Raw genomic sequence first — 19,405 nt, 5'->3', positions numbered from 1 at the left:
GTCTGTTACGCATCGAATTTTATTTACCGACGCGCCTACTGGCGCGTCGCTACCTTGAGATAGCCGTCTCCATGTTTGGTTCCAACGACGACAAGAAGACCCCAGCTGCGGCTGGCGAGAAAAAAGGCCTGTTCGGATGGCTGCGCAAAAAGCCGCAGGAAACCGTCGACGAACAGCCGCCGGTTCAACCTGAACCCATCCCTGAGCCTATAGTAGAAGCCGAACCGGTCGCGCAAGCTCCGGAACCGGTGGTGTTGCCGATGGCCGAGCCGGTGTTGCAGCCGGTGGTCGAAGCTGAGCCGGAGCCGGAGCCGGAGCCGGAGCCAGAGCCAGAGCCAGAGCCAGAGCCAGAGCCAGAGCACAAGCCGTGGCCGGAACTGCCGGTGGCCGAAGAGCCCGTGGCCCTGGTCGAAGATGTGCAGGCTGAGCACGTGACTCCGCCGATTCCGGCTGTGGTCGAGGTCGCTGCGCCCGCGGTGATCGAGCCAGAACCCGTGGCAGCTGCCGTCGAAGCCAGCAAAACCGGCTTCTTTGCCCGCCTCAAGCAAGGCCTGAGCAAGACCAGCGCCAGCATCGGCGAAGGCATGGCCAGCCTGTTCCTCGGCAAAAAGGTCATTGATGACGAACTGTTGGAAGACATCGAAACCCGTCTGCTCACCGCCGACGTGGGCGTCGAAGCCACCGCCGTGATCATCCAGAGCCTCACCCAGAAGGTCGCGCGCAAGCAGCTGACGGACGCCGATGCGCTGTACAAATCCCTGCAGGCCGAACTGGCCGCCATGCTCAAGCCTGTTGAGGCACCGCTGGTGATCACCCCGAACAAACCGTTCGTGATCCTAGTAGTGGGCGTCAACGGCGCTGGCAAGACCACCACTATTGGCAAGCTGGCCAAGAAGCTGCAATCCGAAGGCAAGAAAGTCATGCTGGCCGCCGGTGACACCTTCCGCGCCGCAGCGGTTGAGCAGTTGCAGGTGTGGGGCGAGCGCAACAAGATCCCGGTGATCGCCCAGCACACTGGCGCGGATTCCGCTTCGGTGATCTTCGACGCCGTGCAAGCCGCCAAGGCCCGCAACATCGACGTGTTGATCGCTGATACCGCCGGTCGCCTGCACACCAAAGACAACCTGATGGAAGAGCTGAAGAAAGTCCGTCGCGTGATCGGCAAGCTCGATGCAGACGCGCCGCACGAGGTTCTGTTGGTGCTTGACGCGGGCACGGGCCAGAACGCCATCAGCCAGGCCAAACAATTCAACCAGACGGTGCAACTGACCGGCCTGGCATTGACTAAGCTCGACGGCACGGCCAAGGGCGGCGTGATCTTCGCCCTGGCCAAACAGTTCGGGTTGCCGATTCGTTATATCGGCGTCGGTGAAGGCATCGACGACCTGCGCACCTTTGAAGCCGAACCCTTTGTACAGGCACTGTTTGCCGAGCGGGAGCGTTCATGATTCGATTCGAACAGGTCGGTAAACGCTATGCCAACGGGCATGTGGGCTTGCATGAGCTGAGCTTTCGAGTGCGTCGCGGCGAGTTTCTGTTTGTAACCGGGCACTCCGGTGCCGGCAAAAGTACCCTGTTGCGCCTGCTGCTGGCCATGGAACGCCCGACTACCGGCAAGTTGTTGCTGGCGGGCCAGGACCTGGCCACCATTAGCAATGCGCAGATTCCGTTCCTGCGCCGCCAGATCGGCGTAGTGTTCCAGAACCACCAGTTGCTGTTCGACCGCACTGTGTTCAATAACGTGGCGTTGCCGTTGCAGATCCTCGGACTGTCCAAGGCCGAGATCGTCAAGCGCGTGGATTCGGCCCTGGAGCGTGTGGCGCTGTCGGACAAGACCGACCTCTATCCCGGCGACCTGTCCACCGGCCAGCAACAGCGCGTCGGCATCGCCCGCGCCATCGTCCATCGCCCGGCCCTGCTGCTGGCGGACGAACCTACCGGTAACCTCGACCCGCGCCTGGCGGCCGAGATCATGGGCGTGTTCGAAGACATCAACCGCCTGGGCACCAGCGTGCTGATCGCCAGTCACGACCTGGCGCTGATCGCGCGTATGCGCCATCGCATGCTCACTTTGCAACGCGGCCGCTTGATCGGTGACGGGGAGGCTGGCGTATGAGTGCGACCCGCAGCCCTAAAGTCTCCGAGCGCGTGGCGCCGAAACCGGCCGATCCGCAGCCGCCGAAGAAAAAACACGATCACGACGATGACGGCCCGGACTTCAGCACCCTGCTGCGCGCCTGGGTCGAAAGCCATCGCGCCAGCCTGGTCGACAGCCTGCGCCGCCTGGGCAAGCAGCCGATCGGCAGCTTTTTCACCTGCCTGGTGATGGCAGTGGCCCTCAGCCTGCCGATGGGTTTGTCGCTGCTGCTCAATAATGTGGAGCGCCTCGGCGGTTCCTGGCAGCGCGCGGCGCAGATCTCGCTGTACCTGAACATCGACGCCAGCGCCAAAGACGGCGAAGCGTTGCGCGACGACATCAAGAACATCCCAGGTGTGGCGGATGCCGAGTACATCAGCCGCGACCAGGCCCTTGAAGAGTTCCAGCAACAATCCGGCCTGGGCGAGGCGCTTAAAGAGCTGCCGCAGAACCCGCTGCCGGGCGTGGTGCTGGTGACGCCGAATGAAGTGGACAAGCCGGCGCTGGAAGCCCTGCGGCAAAAACTCGCAGAGATGCCCAAGGTGCAACAGGCGCAACTTGATCTAGTCTGGGTAGAGCGCCTGGCGGCGATCCTCAAGCTGGGCGACCGCTTTGTGTTCGGTCTGACGGTGCTGTTGGTGTCTGCATTACTTTTGGTGATAGGTAATACCATTCGTCTTCATATTGAAAACCGTCGCACCGAGATAGAAGTGATTAAACTGGTCGGCGGCACGGACAGCTATGTGCGTCGTCCTTTTCTGTACATGGGCGCGCTTTATGGCTTTGGTGCCGGGATTTTGTCCTGGGGCGTGCTGGCTTTTGGCCTGGACTGGCTGAACGACGCGGTGGTCGGGCTGGCCGGACTCTACGGCAGTGATTTTGCGCTGGCCGGTGTGCCGGTAGCCGATGGTCTGAGTCTCTTGCTTGGCGCGGTATTGTTGGGGTATATCGGTGCTTGGATTGCGGTCGCTCGTCATTTACGCGAGTTGGCACCGAAGTAGTTAATGTCAGATTAATGTGGTTTCGTTTGTATTGACCGTATTGGCGGTTTAGGGAACTTGTCCTACGGTTCCCGGTCAATTTTCGCAGTGCTTCACTGCACGAGTTATGTGAGTCGGAGGTTTTTTCGTATGACCACTTCTTTGCAACCTGCTTATGCCTTGGTCCCGGGTGCGAACCTGGAAGCCTATGTGCACACGGTCAACAGCATTCCGTTGCTGACGCCCGAGCAGGAGCGTGAACTGGCCGAGAGTCTCTACTATGAGCAGGATTTGGGGGCGGCTCGGCAGATGGTGCTCGCCCACCTGCGTTTTGTTGTACATATCGCCCGTAGCTATAGCGGCTACGGCCTGGCCCAGGCTGACCTGATCCAGGAAGGCAACGTTGGCCTGATGAAGGCTGTGAAACGCTTCAACCCGGAAATGGGTGTGCGTCTGGTGTCGTTTGCTGTGCACTGGATCAAGGCGGAAATCCACGAGTTCATCCTGCGCAACTGGCGCATCGTGAAAGTGGCGACCACCAAGGCCCAGCGCAAGTTGTTCTTCAACCTGCGTAGCCAGAAAAAACGCCTGGCGTGGCTGAACAACGAGGAAGTCCACCGCGTGGCTGAAAGCCTCGGCGTGGAGCCCCGTGAAGTGCGCGAGATGGAAAGCCGCCTGACCGGCCATGACATGGCCTTCGACCCGGCCGCTGAAGCAGACGATGACAGCGCCTTCCAATCGCCGGCCAACTACCTGGAAGACCACCGGTACGACCCGGCGCGTCAACTGGAAGATGCGGACTGGAGCGACAACTCCAACCACAACCTGCACGAAGCGCTGGAAGTGCTGGACGACCGCAGCCGTGACATCCTCTACCAGCGCTGGCTGGCAGAAGACAAAGCCACGCTGCACGACCTGGCGCAGAAGTATAACGTGTCGGCCGAGCGGATTCGTCAGCTTGAGAAAAGCGCGATGAACAAGCTGAAGTTGTCGATCGCCGCCTAAAACGCAGCGAAAAGACAAAAAAATGCCCCGATCGAAAGATCGGGGCATTTTTTGTTTGGGACTTAGGGTCAGTCAGACCATGGTGCTTTGCGCGAGTTGTTCAGTTCGACCAAATAGCCATCCCCACCCAACTGACTCATCTGCTGCCGAATCCACGCCGCGCGCCGCGCCACATACGCCGTCGGATGACTGGCACTCCACACCCGAGGGTTAGGCAACACTGCCGCCAGATAGCTGGCCTGCTGGCGCGATAACCCCTTGGCACTCACGCCGAAGTGATGCCGAGCCGCCGCTTCCGCGCCAAACACCCCCTCATCCCACTCAACACTGTTGAGATACACCTCAAGAATCCGCTGTTTGGGCCACAACACCTCGATCAAGCCGGTGAACCAGGCTTCCAGGCCTTTGCGCAAATAACTGCGGCCGGCCCACAGGAACAGGTTCTTCGACACCTGCTGGCTCAAGGTACTGGCGCCGCGAATCGAGCCGCCGCGTTCGTTGTGCAGGATCGCCGCCTGGATCGCACCGAAGTCAAAACCCCAATGCTGCGGAAAGCGCTGGTCTTCGCCGGCCATCACCGCCACTTTGAGGTCGTCGGAGATCTCATCCCACGGCACCCAGCTGCGCTGCAGGTCAATGGGTTCGCCGTCGAACCAGGATTCAACCTTGCGTTCCACCATCAGCGCGGTGAACGGCGGCGGGACGACACGAAACAGCAACACCAGCAGCACACTGCCGATGGCAAACCATTTCACGACGTTGAGAAAGCGTTTGAAGAGGAGACGCAGCATAGAGATGGCTTGGCCGAACCCGTTGAGCGGGCCATTATACAGACCCGGCCCTTTGAGTCTGACTGGAGTTCCTCATGTTGCGTGGCTTTCTGATGTTGGCTGCCTTTTTCGGCTTCACCGGTGTCGCGCTCGGCGCGTTCGCCGCCCATGGCCTGAAAAACCGCTTGAGCGCTGAGTACCTGGCGATCTTCCATACCGGCGTGACCTACCAACTGGTGCATACCCTGGCATTGTTCGGTGTGGCGTTGCTGGCGGCGCATATTCCTGGCCGGTTGGTCAGCTGGGCGGGCATCTCGTTTACTGTCGGTATCCTGTTGTTCTCCGGCAGCCTGTATGTGCTGACCCTGACCGGGATCAGTAAACTCGGGATTATCACGCCGTTTGGCGGGCTGGCATTTCTGCTTGGGTGGTTCTTCCTGGGCCTCGCAGCCTGGCGCTTGCAGCTGACCGCTTGACGCTTGGAGCTGACCTTCAGGTCCCAATCGCGCTAGAATGCGGGCCCCTTAAAACGATGGCGGCCCGTGGCATGCGCATTCAGTTGAACGGCGAATCCTTTGAACTGCCCGACGGTGAAACCGTTGCGGCCCTGCTGACCCGTCTGGACCTGACCGGGCGTCGTGTCGCAGTGGAACTCAACCTGGATATCGTCCCGCGTAGCCTGCACGCCGAAACTGCGCTCACCGAAGGTGACCAGGTCGAAGTGGTCCACGCCATCGGCGGCGGCTAGTCGCGCAGCTTCCTGAATTCTGCAGAACCTCACCCCATTTCGAGGATTTCCCATGAGCATCGTTCGTAGCGACAAGCCCTTCGTCCTGGCCGGTCGTACCTTCCAGTCCCGTCTGCTGGTCGGCACCGGCAAGTACCGCGACATGGAAGAAACCCGCCTGGCCATCGAAGCCTCGGGCGCCGAGATCGTCACCTTCGCCGTGCGCCGCACCAACCTCGGCCAGATCGAAGGCGAGCCGAACCTGCTCGAAGTGCTGTCGCCGGATCGCTACACCTTCCTGCCGAACACTGCCGGTTGCTACGACGCCATCGAAGCCGTGCGCACCTGCCGCCTGGCGCGTGAGCTGCTCGACGGCCATAACCTGGTGAAGCTGGAAGTGCTGGCCGACCAGAAAACCCTGTTCCCCAACGTGATCGAAACCCTCAAGGCCGCCGAAACCCTGGTCAAGGAAGGTTTCGACGTGATGGTCTACACCAGCGATGACCCGATCATCGCGCGCCAACTGGCAGAAATCGGCTGCATCGCCGTCATGCCACTGGCCGGCCTGATCGGTTCCGGCCTGGGTATCTGCAACCCGTACAACCTGCAGATCATCCTGGAAGAAGCCAAGATCCCGGTGCTGGTGGATGCGGGCGTGGGCACGGCCTCCGACGCGACCATCGCCATGGAGCTGGGCTGCGACGCGGTGCTGATGAACTCGGCCATCGCCCATGCCCAGCAGCCGATCATGATGGCGCAAGCCATGAACCACGCCATCGTCGCGGGCCGCCTGGCCTACCTCGCCGGTCGTATGCCGAAAAAACTCTACGCCAGCGCCTCCTCGCCGCTGGATGGTCTGATCAAGTAAGAGCCATTGATGACTGAATCAAACGAAACGCCGAATACCCTGGAAGAAGGCGACGAGTCCAAGCACCGCCGCATCAAGAGTTTTGTGATGCGCGCCGGTCGCATGACCGAAGGCCAGCAAAAGGGCCTGGAGCAAGGTACGCCGCTGTTCGTATTGCCCCTGGCCGATGCGCCGGTGGATTACGACCAGGTGTTCGGCCGTTCGGCCCCGCGTTCCCTGGAAATCGGCTTCGGCATGGGCCATTCCCTGCTGGAAATGGCCGCCGCTGCGCCGGACCAGGACTTTATCGGGGTGGAAGTGCACCGCCCAGGTGTGGGCGCGCTGCTCAATGGCGTGCTGACCCAAGGGCTGACCAACCTGCGCGTGTATGACTGCGACGCGATCGAAGTGCTCAACCGCTGCATCGCCGACAACAGCCTCGACCGCCTGATGCTGTTCTTCCCGGACCCATGGCACAAAGCCCGTCACCACAAACGCCGCATCGTCCAGGCCTCCTTCGCGGAGCTGGTACGTAGCAAGCTGAAAGTGGGCGGCATCCTGCACATGGCCACCGACTGGGAACCGTATGCGGAATACATGCTGGAAGTGATGAACGTCGCCCCCGGCTACCGCAACATCGCCGAAGATGGCAAATGCGTGCCACGCCCGGCTGAGCGTCCGATCACTAAGTTCGAGCGTCGCGGCGAGCGGCTGGGGCATGGGGTGTGGGATTTGAAGTTTGAGAAGGTTGACTGACAAGCTATTGGCTTGGAACGCGGTCAAAAATGTGGGAGCGGGCTTGCTCGCGAAAGCGGAGTGTCAGTCACCGGAAATGTTGACTGATGCACCGCATTCGCGAGCAAGCCCGCTCCCACATTTGTATCTGTGTTGGCTTTGGGATCAGCGCCGGTCTGCAACGACGCCAATCAACACCAGCACCACCACCAACACCGGCGCCAGGCTGTAGTTATTGAACTGGCTCAACCCCCGCACAATCCACGGCGTGGCGTAGATCAAGGCGGCGCCGCTGCCGATCATGCACACCAGCGCCATCAGCGGTACGCGCAACGCGCCCGCGATGCTGCCCAAGCGCGCTTCCACCCAGCCTTTGATATCTGCGCCGAACAGCACCAGCAGGCAGCCGACGAGAGCCAGTGAGATTTCCGACAGGTTGCTACGGCTCCAGCGGGACACGGTGGCGAGCAGGTCGAGTACCAAATCCATTCGATTTCCTTAAGAGCGATCAGCTCAAAAACGTCTGCAACAGGTCATTGAGAAAGAGTTGCCCACGGTCGGTCGCCGCCAGGCGTGACGGTTCGACCTGCATTAAGCCACTTTGTTCGGCCTCGCGGCGGCCTTCATCGAGGCTCGCCAGGTCGAGGCCGGTACGCTCGGCGTAGAGCCTGGCCTCGACGCCCTCGGTGAGGCGCAACGCGTTCATCAGGAACTCGAATGGCAGTTCTTCATTGGTCAGTTCCTTCGCGCCGGCCTGAAAGCTTTTGGCCGGGTTGAGGTAGTCCTTTGGTGCTCGGGTCTTCCAGGTGCGCACGATGCGCCCGTCGGGGTGGCTGAGCTTGCCGTGGGCACCGGCGCCGATGCCGATGAAGTCGCCGAAGCTCCAGTAGTTCAGGTTATGCCGCGCCGGGCGACCCGGTTGGGCATAGGCCGACACTTCGTATTGCGCGTAACCGTGTTCGGCAAGCAGCGCCTGGCCGGCTTCCTGGATATCCCACAACGTGTCGTCTTCCGGCAGCGTGGGCGGCTGGTTCCAGAATACGGTGTTGGGTTCCAGGGTCAGCTGGTACCAGGACAAGTGCGTGGGCTTCAACGCGATGGCCTGGCGCAAGTCGCTCAGGGCGTCGTCCAGGGACTGATCGGGCAAACCGTGCATCAGGTCCAGGTTGAAGTTATCAAACCCGGCCTGGCGCGCCATGCCCGCCGCGCGCACGGCTTCATCGCCGTTGTGGATACGCCCCAATGCCTCAAGTTTTTCCTGCTGGAAACTCTGGATGCCGATGGACAGGCGGTTGATCCCCAGCTTGCGATAGGCGACGAACTTCTCTTGCTCGAAGGTGCCGGGGTTGGCTTCCAGGGTGATCTCGATATCACTGGCAAACGGGATGCGCGCTTCCACGCCCTTGAGCAGGCGGCCCAATGCGGTGGCGCTGAACAGGCTTGGCGTACCGCCGCCAAAGAAGATCGAACTCAGCTCGCGACCGTACACAGCGTGCAGATCCTGGTCGAGATCTGCCAGCAAGGCGTCCACATACTCCTCTTCCGGCAGCACCTTGCTGGCGGTGTGGGAGTTGAAGTCGCAATAGGGGCATTTGCGCACGCACCACGGGATGTGGATATACAGCGCCAGGGGCGGCAGTACCGGCAAGGCCGCCCGAGGTGTTTGCGCACCGCCGTGGATCAGCGGCTGCGCAGAGGTGTTCTGGGTCATTTCAGGCTCAGGCGTTGGCGCAGCAAATCCATTGCGCGAGCGCGGTGGCTGATCTGGTTCTTGTCGATCGGGCTCAATTCGGCACTGGAAACATTGCGTTCGGGCACCCAGAACAGCGGGTCATAGCCAAAACCGTGTTCGCCACTGGCGGCATGCAGGATGCGGCCGTGCCACAGGCCTTCGCACAGGATCGGCAGCGGGTCATCGGCGTGGCGTACCAGGGCCAGCACGCAGACGAACTGCGCGCCGCGCTCTTCATCCGGCACGTCCTTGAGCGCGTCCAGCAGCTTGGCGTTGTTGGCCGCGTCGCCCTTGCCGTCGGCATAACGTGCCGAATAGATGCCAGGGGCACCGCCGAGGAAGTCCACCGCCAGGCCCGAGTCGTCCGCCAGCGCCGGCAGGCCGGAGATGCGTGCGGCGTTGCGTGCCTTGAGGATGGCGTTCTCGACGAACGACAAACCGGTCTCTTCCGGCTCCACCTGGCTGAACTCGCCAATGGAGCGCAGGTGCACGGAGTCGCCGAGCATCGCCTGCAGTTCTTTGAGTTTGCCGGCGTTATGGCTGGCCAGTACGAGTTGGGTGAGTTTCATCATTCGGCCGGGAACAGTTCTTGGTTGAATTGGAAGCTATGGGCTTTGCCACCGGTTTCAACGTTGATGGTAAACGTCTTGTATTCCCGCTGGGTCACGGAGTAGGGCGCGAGATAGTTGACGCCGCCTTTCTCGTTGATCTGCTTGAAGGTCAGGATCTCGCTCTTGCCGCCCAAGTCCTTGATGGTGCCGGTGACTTGCGCGGCCACCGGGGTCACGCCCTTGATCACGGTCACGTTGATCAGGCCCTTCTCCTTGCTGCGCACCACGCCGACAGCCTGGGCCGTTTCCGGTTGCAGGAAGCTGGAGGTGAAGGTGTTGTAGTGCACGGTAATGTCACCGAAGTCTTTCTTGCGGTTAGCGTCTATCGCGTCTGCGGCCACGGCGCTGGCGCCCAGGCAGGCGGTCAATAGAAAAATAGCCAAACGACTCATGAGCGTCCCTCTTGAAGATGATTAGACGGCAATCTTGTGGTCGGTCAGGCCAGGACTGCTGACCCGGTAAATACCAATTTCGCCCAACAGGTTGGGCCATAGTTTACTCGCCCAGCCGTGGCGGTGCTGTTGATCGACGGCAAGGCGGTTGATCACCTTGGCTTCACGCTCGCCACACAGGGCTTCGAAGTCTTCGAAGGTGCAGAAGTGGATGTTCGGCGTGTTGTACCAGGTGTAGGGCAGGAAGTCCGACACCGGCATGCGGCCCTTGGTGGCCAGGTACCAGCGGCAGCGCCAGTGGCCGAAATTCGGGAAGGTGATGATGCACTGGCGGCCGACGCGCAGCATTTCGTCGAGGATGCGGTCCGGGTAGTGCACGGCTTGCAGGGCCTGGGTCATCACCACGATGTCGAAGCTGTTGCTGGCAAAGTTGCCCAGGCCCTTGTCCAGGTCCTGCTCGATCACGTTGATGCCCTTGGCCACGCACTGGGCGATGTTATCCGGGTCGTTTTCCAGGCCATAGCCGGTGACTTGCTTGTTGTCGCGCAGCCAGCTCAGCAGTTCGCCATCGCCGCAGCCCAGGTCGAGCACACGGCTGCCGGCGGGGATCCATTCTTGGATGATTTCCAGGTCGGCTCTCATGGCGTTCTCACACAGTAATCCGGTTCATGTAATTGCCGAACGCCTGCAAGTAACGCGGGATCGGAATCAGGAAGGCGTCGTGCCCTTGCGGCGCATCGATTTCCAGGTAGCAGACGTCTTTGCGCGCGGCCATCAGCGCATCCACCAGCTCACGGGAGCGGGCCGGCGAGAAGCGCCAGTCGGTGGTGAACGACATCACGCAGAACTTGGCCGTGGCGCCTTCGAAGGTTTTCGCCAGGTCGTCGTCATGGTTGGCCGCCGGGTCGAAATAGTCCAGCGCCTTGGTCATCAGCAGGTAGGTGTTGGCGTCGAAACGCCCGGAGAACTCCTCACCCTGATAACGCAGGTAGCTTTCCACCTGGAACTCGACGCTGTGGAAGTCGTAGTTGAGCTTCTCACTCTTGAGGCCACGGCCGAATTTCTCGCCCATGGAGTCATCGGACAGGTAGGTGATATGCCCCACCATCCGTGCCAGCATCAGGCCGCGCTTGGGGATCACCCCGGCTTCCTGGAACGAACCGCCGTGGAACTCCGGGTCAGTCAGGATGGCCTGGCGCGCCACTTCGTTGAAGGCGATGTTCTGCGCCGACAACTTGGGCGCCGAGGCGATGGCCAGGCAATGGCGAACGCGGTCCGGGTAAGTGATGGTCCATTGCAGCGCCTGCATGCCACCCAGGCTGCCACCGATCACGGCGGCCCATTGGTGGATGCCGAGCAAGTCGGCGAGGCGGGCCTGGCTGTGCACCCAGTCTTCCACGGTCAGTACCGGGAAATCGGCGCCGAACGGCTTGCCGGTTTCCGGGTTGATACTGCTCGGGCCGGTGGAACCGTTGCAGCCGCCGAGGTTGTTCAGGCTGACCACGAAGAACTTGTTGGTGTCGATGGGCTTGCCGGGGCCGATGCAACTGTCCCACCAGCCGGGCTTGCGCTCGTCGACCGAGTGGAAACCGGCGGCGTGATGATGGCCGGACAAGGCGTGGCAGATCAGCACGGCGTTGCTCGCCGTGGCGTTCAGCTGGCCGTAGGTTTCATAGATCAGGTCATAGGCAGGCAGCGAACGCCCGCAGGCCAGGGCCAGCGGTTCGCTGAAGTGCGCCATTTGGGGCACGACCAGTCCAACAGAATCGGGGGGAAAGGCAGCTGGCATCGACCCTGCTCTCGTTTAAATGAGGCGTAAGTCTAAAGACCGCTGCACCTAGCGGCAAGCAATGGCGAGGGAGGGGCCTCCCTCGCCAGGGAACATCAGATCAGCAGGCGCAGAATCTCTGGCATGCCGGTCATGGCTGCCAGGTTGTTGATCACCAGCATGTCGAGCAACTTGAGCACCATGAACGCCAGGATCGGCGAAATATCAAGGCCGCCCAGGTTCGGCAGCAGGCGGCGGAACGGCGCCAGGGCCGGCTCGCAGATCTGGTTCACCAGTTCGGCGCCAGGGTTGTGGCTGCCGGGGGCGACCCAGGACAGGATCACGCTGATGATCAGGGCGAAGAAGAAGATTTTCAGGAACAGCGCGGTCACGCCGATGATGGCCCAGACCAGCAGTTGCACGAAGTTGCCGGTGGTGCCATAGGTCAGCAGCAGGGTCAGCGCCATCAAGGCCAGCTGTACCAGGATTGCCAGCACCAGCGACGACATGTCCAGGCCGAACAGGCTCGGGATGATCCGACGCAACGGCTTGAGCAGCGGCTGGGTGGCCTTGACGATGAACTGGCAGAGCGGGTTGTAGAAGTTCGCACGCACCAGCTGCAGCACGAAGCGCATCAGGACGATCAGCAGGTACAGACTGCCGAGGGTTTGCAGCACATAGACGGCTGCGGTGTTCAAACCAATCATGTTGGCTCCTTATTTGCCCAGTTGTTCGGCGAGTTCCGCCGAGCGGTGCGCAGCGGCACCCAATGCTTTTTCCACCAGGGCTTCAAAGCCCCCGGCCTGGAACGACTCGATGGCCGCCTGTGTGGTGCCGCCTGGCGAGGTCACGCGACGGCGCAACTCGGCGGCGTCCACATCGCTGGCCACCGCCATATGCGCGGCACCCAGGGCAGTCTGCTCGGCCAGTTGCTCGGCCACGTCCTTGGACAGGCCCAGTTTCACGCCAGCGGCAGTCATGGCCTCGATCAGCAGGAAGAAATACGCCGGGCCGCTGCCGGATACGGCGGTGACCGCGTCCAGTTGCTGCTCCTGCTCCAGCCACAGGGCGAGGCCCACGGCGGACAGCAGCTCCTGCGCCTGGTCACGTTGTTCGGCGCTCACTTGCGCGGTGGCATACAGCCCGCTCACACCTTGGCTGACCAGTGCTGGCGTATTGGGCATGCAGCGCACGATCGGCTGGGCACCGAGCCAGGTGTTCATGCTGGCGCAGGTGATGCCGGCAGCGATGGACACCACCAGTTGCTGCGGCTGCAGGCTCGGACGCAGGCTTTCGCACACGGCTTTCATGGCCTGCGGCTTAACGGCCAGCACGATGACATCGACGCCCTGGATGGCCTCGGCGTTGTCGGCAAAGGTTTCAATGCCGTGCTCGGCGCTGACGCGGGCACGGGTGTCGGCGCCTGGGTCGCTGGCGCGGATCTGCGTGGCGTCCAGGCCCTTGGCCCGCAGGCCACCGATCAGGCTGGCCGCCATGTTACCGGCGCCGATAAAGGCAATACGCGTGTTGCTCATGACAGGTCCTTACTCAGAGGGAAGTCAGCCATTTCATGGCTGGCCGTAGTCGCGGGCACCAAACAGGGCGGTACCGATCCGCACCCAGGTGGCGCCTTGGGCAATGGCCGACTCTAGGTCGTGGCTCATGCCCATGGAAAGTGTGTCCAGCGGCAGGTTCAGGCTGTTTTGCAGGTCGCGTACCGCGGCGAACGCTGCGTCTTGCGCGGTCCGATCTTCAGTCGGCTCCGGAATCGCCATCAGGCCACGCAGTTTCAGGCGCGGCAGGGCGTTGATCGCATGGGCCAGGGCCGGCAGGTCGGCGGGTGTACAGCCGGACTTGCTAGCTTCGCCACTGACATTGACCTGGATGCAGATATTCAGCGGTGGCAGGTCGGCCGGGCGTTGTTCGGACAAGCGTTGAGCGATTTTGAGGCGGTCCACGGAATGCACCCAAGCGAAGTTCTCGGCGATAGCGCGCGTCTTGTTCGATTGAATGGGGCCGATGAAGTGCCAACTCAAGGGCAGGTCGGTTAATTCGGCCTGTTTGCCCAGGGCTTCCTGCAAGTAGTTCTCGCCAAAGTCGCGCATGCCGGCGGCATAGGCTTCGCGCACGGCTTGCGCGGGTTTGGTCTTGCTCACGGCCAGCAGGTGGATGCTGCTTGCGTCACGTTGCACGGCGTCGGCTGCGGCGCGGATGCGCTGGCTAACCTGGCCGATGTTGTCTGCTATCGTCGACATTCAAGATGCGCCCGTGGATATGGAGTCCGCGGCATTCTACTGGAAATGGAAAGCCCTATGGATATCACTGAATTACTCACGGCCAGCGTGCGCCGTGGTGCCTCCGACCTGCATGTGTCTGCCGGCCTGGCGCCGATGCTGCGGCTGGATGGCGAGGTCTGGCCGCTGGAGGGGCCGGTGCTTTCACCTACGCAAGTAGCGGACTTATTGAGCCCTTTGCTCACTCAGCACCAACAAAAGGATTTCGAAACATCTCTTGAAACAGACTTTGCCTTCGAACTGCCCGGCGTGGCGCGGTTCCGGGCCAATGTATTCCGGCAGGATCGCGGCATGAGTGCGGTGTTTCGCACTATCCCTTCTGAGGTCCAAAGCCTGGAAAGCCTCGGTCTTGGCGAAGTGTTCCAGCGTATCGCCCAATTGCCACATGGTCTGGTGCTGGTCACCGGCCCCACCGGCTCGGGCAAGTCTACGACTCTGGCGGCGATGATCGATTTTCTCAATCAGCATCGGCGTCAGCACATCCTCACCCTTGAAGACCCCATCGAATTTATCCACACGCCGAAAATGGCGTTGATCAACCAGCGTCAGGTGCATCGCGACACCCATGGTTTTTCCATTGCCTTGCGCTCGGCACTGCGCGAAGACCCGGACGTGATCCTGGTGGGCGAACTGCGCGACCTGGAAACCATCCGCCTCGCGCTGACGGCGGCTGAGACCGGGCACCTGGTGTTTGGCACCCTGCACACCAGTTCGGCGGCAAAGACTGTCGACCGGCTGGTGGACGTGTTCCCGGCCGGGGAAAAGGCCATGGTCCGCTCGATGCTGTCGGAGTCGTTGCAGGCGGTGGTGTCTCAGGTACTGGTGAAGAAAGTCGGCGGCGGACGCGTGGCGGCTCATGAAATCATGCTGGGCACGCCGGCCATTCGGAATTTGATCCGGGAGGACAAGGTGGCGCAGATGGTTTCAGCGATACAGACGGGTGGGGCGTTGGGGATGAAGACGCTGGATATGAGTTTGAAGGCGCTGGTTGGGGCGGGGGTGATCAGCCGGGAGGATGCGAGGGAGAAGGCGAGGGTGCCAGCAGACATATGAGGCATTAAGAACAATGTAAATCAAATGTGGGAGCGGGCTTGCTCGCGAATGCGGAGTGTCAGTCAACAAATTAATCGACTGATCCACCGCTTTCGCGAGCAAGCCCGCTCCCACATGGGGTACTGCATTTCAGTCTGAAATCAGCGCTGAACGACCCGCAAGTTGTTCTGCTCTTTCGGCAGCACCCGCTTGGCAATCACGTAATTCTTGTCCCAGAACGGCTTCTTCAGGGTGTCGATACTCACCGACTTGCCACGACGCGGTGCGTGGATGAAGCGGTCGTTGCCCAGGTAGATGGCAACATGGTTCACCTGGCGGCTCTTCAGTTTGAAGAACAGCAGGTCGCCGGGTTTCAGGTCCTTGCGATCAACCTTCTGCCCGTGGCCAGCGGCCATGGCGTTGGACGTGCGCGGCAAGTCCACCGCTGCAACATCATTAAACGCATATTTCACCAAGCCACTGCAGTCGAACCCTTTACTTGGGCTGCTGCCGCCCCAACGATAAGGAGTACCGAGCACGTTCACGGCGCGGCTGAGGACGGTGCTGCTTTGCTTGGAGTTGACGCCGACCAGGCCTGGGACTGCTTTGCCGTTGTGGGCCTTGCTCAGTTGAGTCGGGCGGTTGACGGTCAGCTTTACCGATTTGGCGGTGCTTGGGGTGCTGTGGACTTTAGGGGTGAAACCGTTAACGTTAGGAAGTCGTTGCTCACGATTGGTGGCGTGGGCGGCCAGTGGCATTAATAGGCAAATGGTTAGCCATGTCTTGAAAAATGGTCGCATTAGGCGTGGCTCTTATGGGTTTGCGCGCAACTTTATAACAGCTTTTTGTGCCGTTCTCAGGCCGTTTGTCGACTGAACCTTGACGTCAAAATCAGGAAAAACGCGACGATTCGCCGCAATTGTCCTACACAAGTCAGGTGGCATAAGGCTTTCAGGGCAGGGAAGATACCATTTGCCGTACGTCGGGCGCCTGTAAAAAAGTCACAAAGAAAATGAAAAAATTTATCTATCGAGGCAAAAGAGGTACGCGATGAACACCTATCAGCAGATTGGCCCGCAGCAAGACACCCACAGTAAGGTGATCGGTTACCTGCTGTGGATTTTCGGTTTTACCGGGGCGCATCGCTTCTATTACGGCAAACCCGTCACCGGCACGATCTGGTTTTTCACCCTCGGTCTGTTGGGTATTGGCTGGTTGATCGACTTTTTCCTGATTCCGGCCATGGACCGTGAAGCGGACCTGCGTTTTACCGCCGGGCCCATCGAATACAACGTGGCCTGGATCCTGTTGGCGTTTCTGGGGGTATTCGGCGTGCACCGCATGTACCAGGGCAAATGGATCACCGGCTTGATCTACCTGCTGACCGGCGGCTTGTTCCTGGTGGGGGTGCTGTATGACTTCTGGACGTTGAATACGCAGATTTCGATCCGCAATGCCGAACGCAATTCCGGGCGGTAAATAACCGGTAGGAGCGAGCTTGCTCGCTCCTACCGGTTGGTAGCGTCAAGCCTGGTAGCTGATGCGTCCGTCAACCAGGGTGTAACGCACCGTCGCCGGCAGGCTATGCCCAATAAACGGGCAGTTTTCGCCTTTCGACAACCACTGCTCCCCGGCAACCGTGGAGCTGGCCGGATCAAACAGCACCAGATCTGCCGCCGATCCCACCGCCAACTTACCCGCCGGCAGGCGCAATGCCTCGGCCGGGCCGGCGCTCAGGCGTGCCAGCAGTGTCGGCAAGTCCAGCAATCCATCTTCCACCAACGTCATCGCCAACGGCAGCAACAGTTCGACACTGCTGATGCCCGGCTCTGTCGCGCCAAACGGCGCCAGCTTGGCATCCCGCTCATGGGGCTGGTGATGGCTGGAAATTGCCGAGACCACGCCGGACTTGACTGCCGCGCGCAAACCTTCGCGGTCGGCCAGGGTGCGTAGCGGCGGCTGCACGTGGTACAGGCTGGAGAAGTCGATCAGCGCTTCATCCGTCAGAATCAGCTGATACAGCGCCACATCCGCCGTTACCGGCAAACCACGGGCCTGGGCCTGGGCGATCAGGGCGACGCCGCGAGCGCTGGTCAACTGGCTGAAGTGCGCGCGCACGCCGCTTTGTTCCACCAGCAGCAGGTCACGGGCCAGGGCCACCGTCTCGGCGGTTTCCGGAATGCCCGGCAGGCCGAGGAAGCTGGCCACGGCGCCTTCATGGGCCAAGCCGCCTTCGGCCAGGTCGCGGTCCTGGGAATGGAAGATCACCGTCAGGTCGAAGGTGGCCGCGTATTCCAGGGCGCGTAACAGCGTGCGGGTGCTGCGAAAGCTTTCCAGGCCATTGCCGAAGGCCACGCAACCGGCGTCGCGCAGGGCGATCAGTTCGGCGAGTTGTTCGCCCTCCAGGCCTTTGCTCAAGGCGCCGATCGGGAACACCTTGCAATTGCCGGCTTCGCGGGCGCGGTCGAGGATCAGCTCGGTCACGGCCGACGTGTCGAGGATCGGCTTGGTGTGCGGCGGGCAGCACAGGCTGGTCACGCCACCGGCAGCGGCGGCGCGGGTTTCGCTGATGATGTTGCCTTTGCGGCTGTAGCCTGGCTCGCGCAGGGCGACGTTCAGGTCGACCAGGCCCGGCGCGGCCACCAAGCCTTTGGCGTCGAGGGTTTCAGTCGCGCTGAAACCCGCCGGAGCAGCGCCGATGGCGATAAGCTTGCCGGCTTCCAGATGCAAATCGGTGACTTGATCCAGGCCACTGGCCGGATCGATAACGCGAGCGCCAAGAATGCTGAGCTTCACTGGGCGTTCTCCTGCTCGAATTGACGTTGCGCGGTTTGCCCGCTCATGGCCATGGACAGCACGGCCATGCGGACGGCGATGCCGTAGGTGACCTGGTTGAGGATCACCGACTGAGGGCCGTCGGCCACCGCCGACTCAATCTCTACCCCACGGTTGATCGGGCCCGGGTGCATGACGATGGCATCCGGCTTGGCGCCGGCCAGGCGCGCAGTGGTCAGGCCGAACAGGCGGTAGAACTCGCCTTCGCTCGGCAGCAGGCCACCGGCCATGCGCTCGCGTTGCAGGCGCAACATGATCACTACATCCACGTCCTTGAGGCCTGCGGCCATGTCGGTGTAGACCTTCACGCCGTACTGCTCGATGCCGATCGGCAGCAGGGTTTTCGGGGCGATCACACGGATATCCGGGCAACCCAGGGCTTTCAGGGCCAGCATGTTGGAGCGTGCAACCCGCGAGTGCAGGATGTCGCCGACAATGGCCACCGAGAGGTTTTCAAAGCTGCCCTTGTGCCGACGGATGGTGAGCATGTCGAGCATGCCCTGGGTCGGGTGGGCGTGGCGGCCGTCGCCGCCGTTGATGATCGCCACCTGCGGGCACACGTGCTCGGCGATGAAGTGCGCGGCGCCGGAGTCGCCGTGGCGCACCACGAACATGTCGGCGGCCATGGCTTCCAGGTTGCGCAGGGTGTCGAGCAGGGTCTCTCCCTTGCTTGCCGACGAGGTGGACACGTTCAGCGTGATAACGTCGGCCGACAGCCGCTGGGCCGCCAGTTCAAAGGTGGTACGGGTGCGCGTGGAGTTCTCGAAGAACACATTGCAGATGGTCTTGCCGCGCAGCAGCGGGACCTTCTTCACCGCGCGGCCACCGACTTCGAGGAACGAGTCGGCGGTGTCGAGGATTTCGGTGAGCAGTTCGCGGGGCAAACCGTCGAGGGACAAGAAGTGTTGCAACTGGCCCTGAGCATTGAGCTGCAGCGGGCGCTTGGCATCGAGAGGCGTCATCGCGGGGACTCTTTACAAGGCGGTTTAAAGGGCGAGGTCTTGCAGTTCGAGTTCGAGCGGCGTGGGACCGGACAATTTTACCCGCTGGTGGGCTGAAAGCGACAGAGTGGCGCCGACCACATCCGGGCTGATCGGCAGTTCGCCGGCATCCAGGTCGAGCAGGCACACCAAGGTCACGCTGGCCGGGCGGCCGTAGTCGAACAGTTCGTTCATGGCGGCACGGATGGTGCGGCCACTCATCAGCACGTCGTCGATCAGCACCAGGTGCTGGCCTTCGATCTCGAACGGCAGGGCCGACGGGCGCACTTGCGGGTGCAGGCCGTTCTGGCTGAAGTCGTCACGATAGAAGGACACGTCGAGGGTGCCGAGGGGCGAGTCGCTGCCCAGTGCTTCCAGCAATGCCTGGGCCACCCACACACCACCGGTGCGAATGCCGATGAAGCGCGGCTCGCTGATGTTGCGGTGTTGCAGATGGGCCGTGAGGCTTGTGGCCATCTGGCTGATCAGTTCGGCGGGGTTCGGCAGGCTCATGCAGGCTCCTTCAGGACCTTGGCGCAGGCAAGGTCCGGGCTCAAACG

The 19,405-nt window shown here is 61.5% G+C and carries 24 protein-coding genes; 10 read left to right on the top strand and 14 right to left on the bottom strand.

Annotated features, from left to right (window positions below; translation table 11 throughout):
- Window positions 1-71: 71 nt before the first annotated feature.
- The 4 genes from ftsY to rpoH all read left to right on the top strand — a co-directional run bounded on the left by ftsY (window position 72) and on the right by rpoH (window position 4,122).
- Window positions 72-1,448 carry a signal recognition particle-docking protein FtsY gene (ftsY, locus tag AYR47_RS05070; protein ID WP_061434495.1) on the top strand — a complete coding sequence of 459 codons (1,377 nt, stop codon included), beginning with the start codon at window positions 72-74 and terminating at the stop codon, window positions 1,446-1,448.
- Window positions 1,445-2,116: a cell division ATP-binding protein FtsE gene (ftsE, locus tag AYR47_RS05065; RefSeq protein ID WP_003234627.1), complete on the top strand. Its 672-nt coding sequence runs from the start codon at window positions 1,445-1,447 to the stop codon at window positions 2,114-2,116. The genes ftsY and ftsE overlap by 4 nt, the downstream gene beginning before the upstream one ends.
- Window positions 2,113-3,138: a permease-like cell division protein FtsX gene (ftsX, locus tag AYR47_RS05060; protein WP_033897048.1), complete on the top strand. Its 1,026-nt coding sequence runs from the start codon at window positions 2,113-2,115 to the stop codon at window positions 3,136-3,138. Before ftsE ends, ftsX begins: the two co-directional genes overlap by 4 nt.
- Before the next feature lie 129 nt (window positions 3,139-3,267).
- The gene (gene rpoH, locus AYR47_RS05055) at window positions 3,268-4,122 is read left to right on the top strand and encodes an RNA polymerase sigma factor RpoH (RefSeq protein WP_016972967.1); all 855 of its coding nucleotides are present in this window, start codon (window positions 3,268-3,270) and stop codon (window positions 4,120-4,122) included.
- 68 nt (window positions 4,123-4,190) lie between these two features.
- On the opposite strand, the gene mtgA is transcribed toward rpoH, so the two are convergent.
- Window positions 4,191-4,913, bottom strand: coding sequence for a monofunctional biosynthetic peptidoglycan transglycosylase (gene mtgA / locus AYR47_RS05050; protein WP_016976027.1), 723 nt, complete (start codon window positions 4,911-4,913; stop codon window positions 4,191-4,193).
- A gap of 74 nt (window positions 4,914-4,987) precedes the next feature.
- On the opposite strand from mtgA, the gene AYR47_RS05045 reads away from it, so the two are divergent.
- From AYR47_RS05045 to trmB, 4 genes are all read left to right on the top strand, one after another.
- Complete coding sequence (locus AYR47_RS05045) at window positions 4,988-5,368, top strand: DUF423 domain-containing protein (protein ID WP_033897049.1); 381 nt, start codon at window positions 4,988-4,990, stop codon at window positions 5,366-5,368.
- 71 nt (window positions 5,369-5,439) lie between these two features.
- Window positions 5,440-5,640: a sulfur carrier protein ThiS gene (thiS, locus tag AYR47_RS05040; protein WP_015886354.1), complete on the top strand. Its 201-nt coding sequence runs from the start codon at window positions 5,440-5,442 to the stop codon at window positions 5,638-5,640.
- 52 nt (window positions 5,641-5,692) lie between these two features.
- A complete protein-coding gene (locus AYR47_RS05035) occupies window positions 5,693-6,487 on the top strand; it encodes a thiazole synthase (protein WP_016976029.1) in 795 nt (264 codons plus the stop codon).
- 9 nt (window positions 6,488-6,496) lie between these two features.
- On the top strand, window positions 6,497-7,222 hold the full coding sequence (trmB, locus tag AYR47_RS05030) for a tRNA (guanosine(46)-N7)-methyltransferase TrmB (protein WP_033897051.1): 726 nt from the start codon (window positions 6,497-6,499) through the stop codon (window positions 7,220-7,222).
- Between the two features lie 144 nt (window positions 7,223-7,366).
- Here trmB and AYR47_RS05025 read toward each other — a convergent pair whose 3' ends face one another.
- The 9 genes from AYR47_RS05025 to AYR47_RS04985 all read right to left on the bottom strand — a co-directional run bounded on the left by AYR47_RS05025 (window position 7,367) and on the right by AYR47_RS04985 (window position 13,959).
- Entirely contained in the window at window positions 7,367-7,690 is a 324-nt protein-coding gene (locus tag AYR47_RS05025; RefSeq protein WP_016972961.1) for a DUF3392 domain-containing protein, read from the bottom strand.
- Window positions 7,691-7,709: 19 nt separating this feature from the next.
- Entirely contained in the window at window positions 7,710-8,912 is a 1,203-nt protein-coding gene (gene hemW, locus AYR47_RS05020; protein ID WP_033897052.1) for a radical SAM family heme chaperone HemW, read from the bottom strand.
- The gene (gene rdgB / locus AYR47_RS05015; RefSeq protein ID WP_033897053.1) at window positions 8,909-9,505 is read right to left on the bottom strand and encodes an RdgB/HAM1 family non-canonical purine NTP pyrophosphatase; all 597 of its coding nucleotides are present in this window, start codon (window positions 9,503-9,505) and stop codon (window positions 8,909-8,911) included. The genes hemW and rdgB overlap by 4 nt, the downstream gene beginning before the upstream one ends.
- The gene (locus AYR47_RS05010; protein WP_016976033.1) at window positions 9,502-9,936 is read right to left on the bottom strand and encodes a DUF4426 domain-containing protein; all 435 of its coding nucleotides are present in this window, start codon (window positions 9,934-9,936) and stop codon (window positions 9,502-9,504) included. The genes rdgB and AYR47_RS05010 overlap by 4 nt, the downstream gene beginning before the upstream one ends.
- A gap of 21 nt (window positions 9,937-9,957) precedes the next feature.
- Complete coding sequence (metW, locus tag AYR47_RS05005) at window positions 9,958-10,578, bottom strand: methionine biosynthesis protein MetW (protein ID WP_010207236.1); 621 nt, start codon at window positions 10,576-10,578, stop codon at window positions 9,958-9,960.
- Window positions 10,579-10,585: 7 nt separating this feature from the next.
- A complete protein-coding gene (metX, locus tag AYR47_RS05000; RefSeq protein ID WP_061434494.1) occupies window positions 10,586-11,725 on the bottom strand; it encodes a homoserine O-succinyltransferase MetX in 1,140 nt (379 codons plus the stop codon).
- 95 nt (window positions 11,726-11,820) lie between these two features.
- Window positions 11,821-12,411, bottom strand: a complete 591-nt coding sequence (locus tag AYR47_RS04995; protein ID WP_033897055.1) for a YggT family protein — start codon at window positions 12,409-12,411, stop codon at window positions 11,821-11,823.
- Window positions 12,412-12,420: 9 nt separating this feature from the next.
- On the bottom strand, window positions 12,421-13,239 hold the full coding sequence (proC, locus tag AYR47_RS04990) for a pyrroline-5-carboxylate reductase (RefSeq protein WP_033897056.1): 819 nt from the start codon (window positions 13,237-13,239) through the stop codon (window positions 12,421-12,423).
- A gap of 33 nt (window positions 13,240-13,272) precedes the next feature.
- Window positions 13,273-13,959 (bottom strand): YggS family pyridoxal phosphate-dependent enzyme, encoded by a 687-nt coding sequence (locus tag AYR47_RS04985; RefSeq protein ID WP_033897058.1) that lies wholly within the window; start codon window positions 13,957-13,959, stop codon window positions 13,273-13,275.
- A gap of 57 nt (window positions 13,960-14,016) precedes the next feature.
- Here AYR47_RS04985 and AYR47_RS04980 point away from each other — a divergent pair, with 57 nt between their 5' ends.
- A complete protein-coding gene (locus tag AYR47_RS04980) occupies window positions 14,017-15,051 on the top strand; it encodes a type IV pilus twitching motility protein PilT (protein WP_061434493.1) in 1,035 nt (344 codons plus the stop codon).
- 140 nt (window positions 15,052-15,191) lie between these two features.
- Here AYR47_RS04980 and AYR47_RS04975 read toward each other — a convergent pair whose 3' ends face one another.
- Complete coding sequence (locus AYR47_RS04975) at window positions 15,192-15,830, bottom strand: C40 family peptidase (protein WP_061434492.1); 639 nt, start codon at window positions 15,828-15,830, stop codon at window positions 15,192-15,194.
- Window positions 15,831-16,080: 250 nt separating this feature from the next.
- Between AYR47_RS04975 and AYR47_RS04970 the strand changes: the two genes are divergently transcribed.
- On the top strand, window positions 16,081-16,509 hold the full coding sequence (locus AYR47_RS04970) for an NINE protein (protein WP_033897061.1): 429 nt from the start codon (window positions 16,081-16,083) through the stop codon (window positions 16,507-16,509).
- Between the two features lie 45 nt (window positions 16,510-16,554).
- Here the strand turns inward: AYR47_RS04970 and AYR47_RS04965 are convergent, their stop codons facing one another.
- Genes AYR47_RS04965 through pyrR form a run of 3 tightly spaced genes read right to left on the bottom strand, consistent with a single transcriptional unit; the run spans window position 16,555 to window position 19,358 of the window.
- A complete protein-coding gene (locus AYR47_RS04965) occupies window positions 16,555-17,826 on the bottom strand; it encodes a dihydroorotase (RefSeq protein ID WP_033897062.1) in 1,272 nt (423 codons plus the stop codon).
- Window positions 17,823-18,827 carry an aspartate carbamoyltransferase catalytic subunit gene (locus AYR47_RS04960; protein WP_016976042.1) on the bottom strand — a complete coding sequence of 335 codons (1,005 nt, stop codon included), beginning with the start codon at window positions 18,825-18,827 and terminating at the stop codon, window positions 17,823-17,825. Before AYR47_RS04960 ends, AYR47_RS04965 begins: the two co-directional genes overlap by 4 nt.
- A gap of 24 nt (window positions 18,828-18,851) precedes the next feature.
- On the bottom strand, window positions 18,852-19,358 hold the full coding sequence (gene pyrR, locus AYR47_RS04955; protein ID WP_033897063.1) for a bifunctional pyr operon transcriptional regulator/uracil phosphoribosyltransferase PyrR: 507 nt from the start codon (window positions 19,356-19,358) through the stop codon (window positions 18,852-18,854).
- Window positions 19,359-19,405 lie beyond the last annotated feature (47 nt).

Origin of the sequence: Pseudomonas azotoformans, assembly GCF_001579805.1 — a bacterium.
Lineage (GTDB): Bacteria > Pseudomonadota > Gammaproteobacteria > Pseudomonadales > Pseudomonadaceae > Aquipseudomonas > Aquipseudomonas azotoformans_A.
This window is presented reverse-complemented; position numbering and strand designations above follow the sequence as displayed.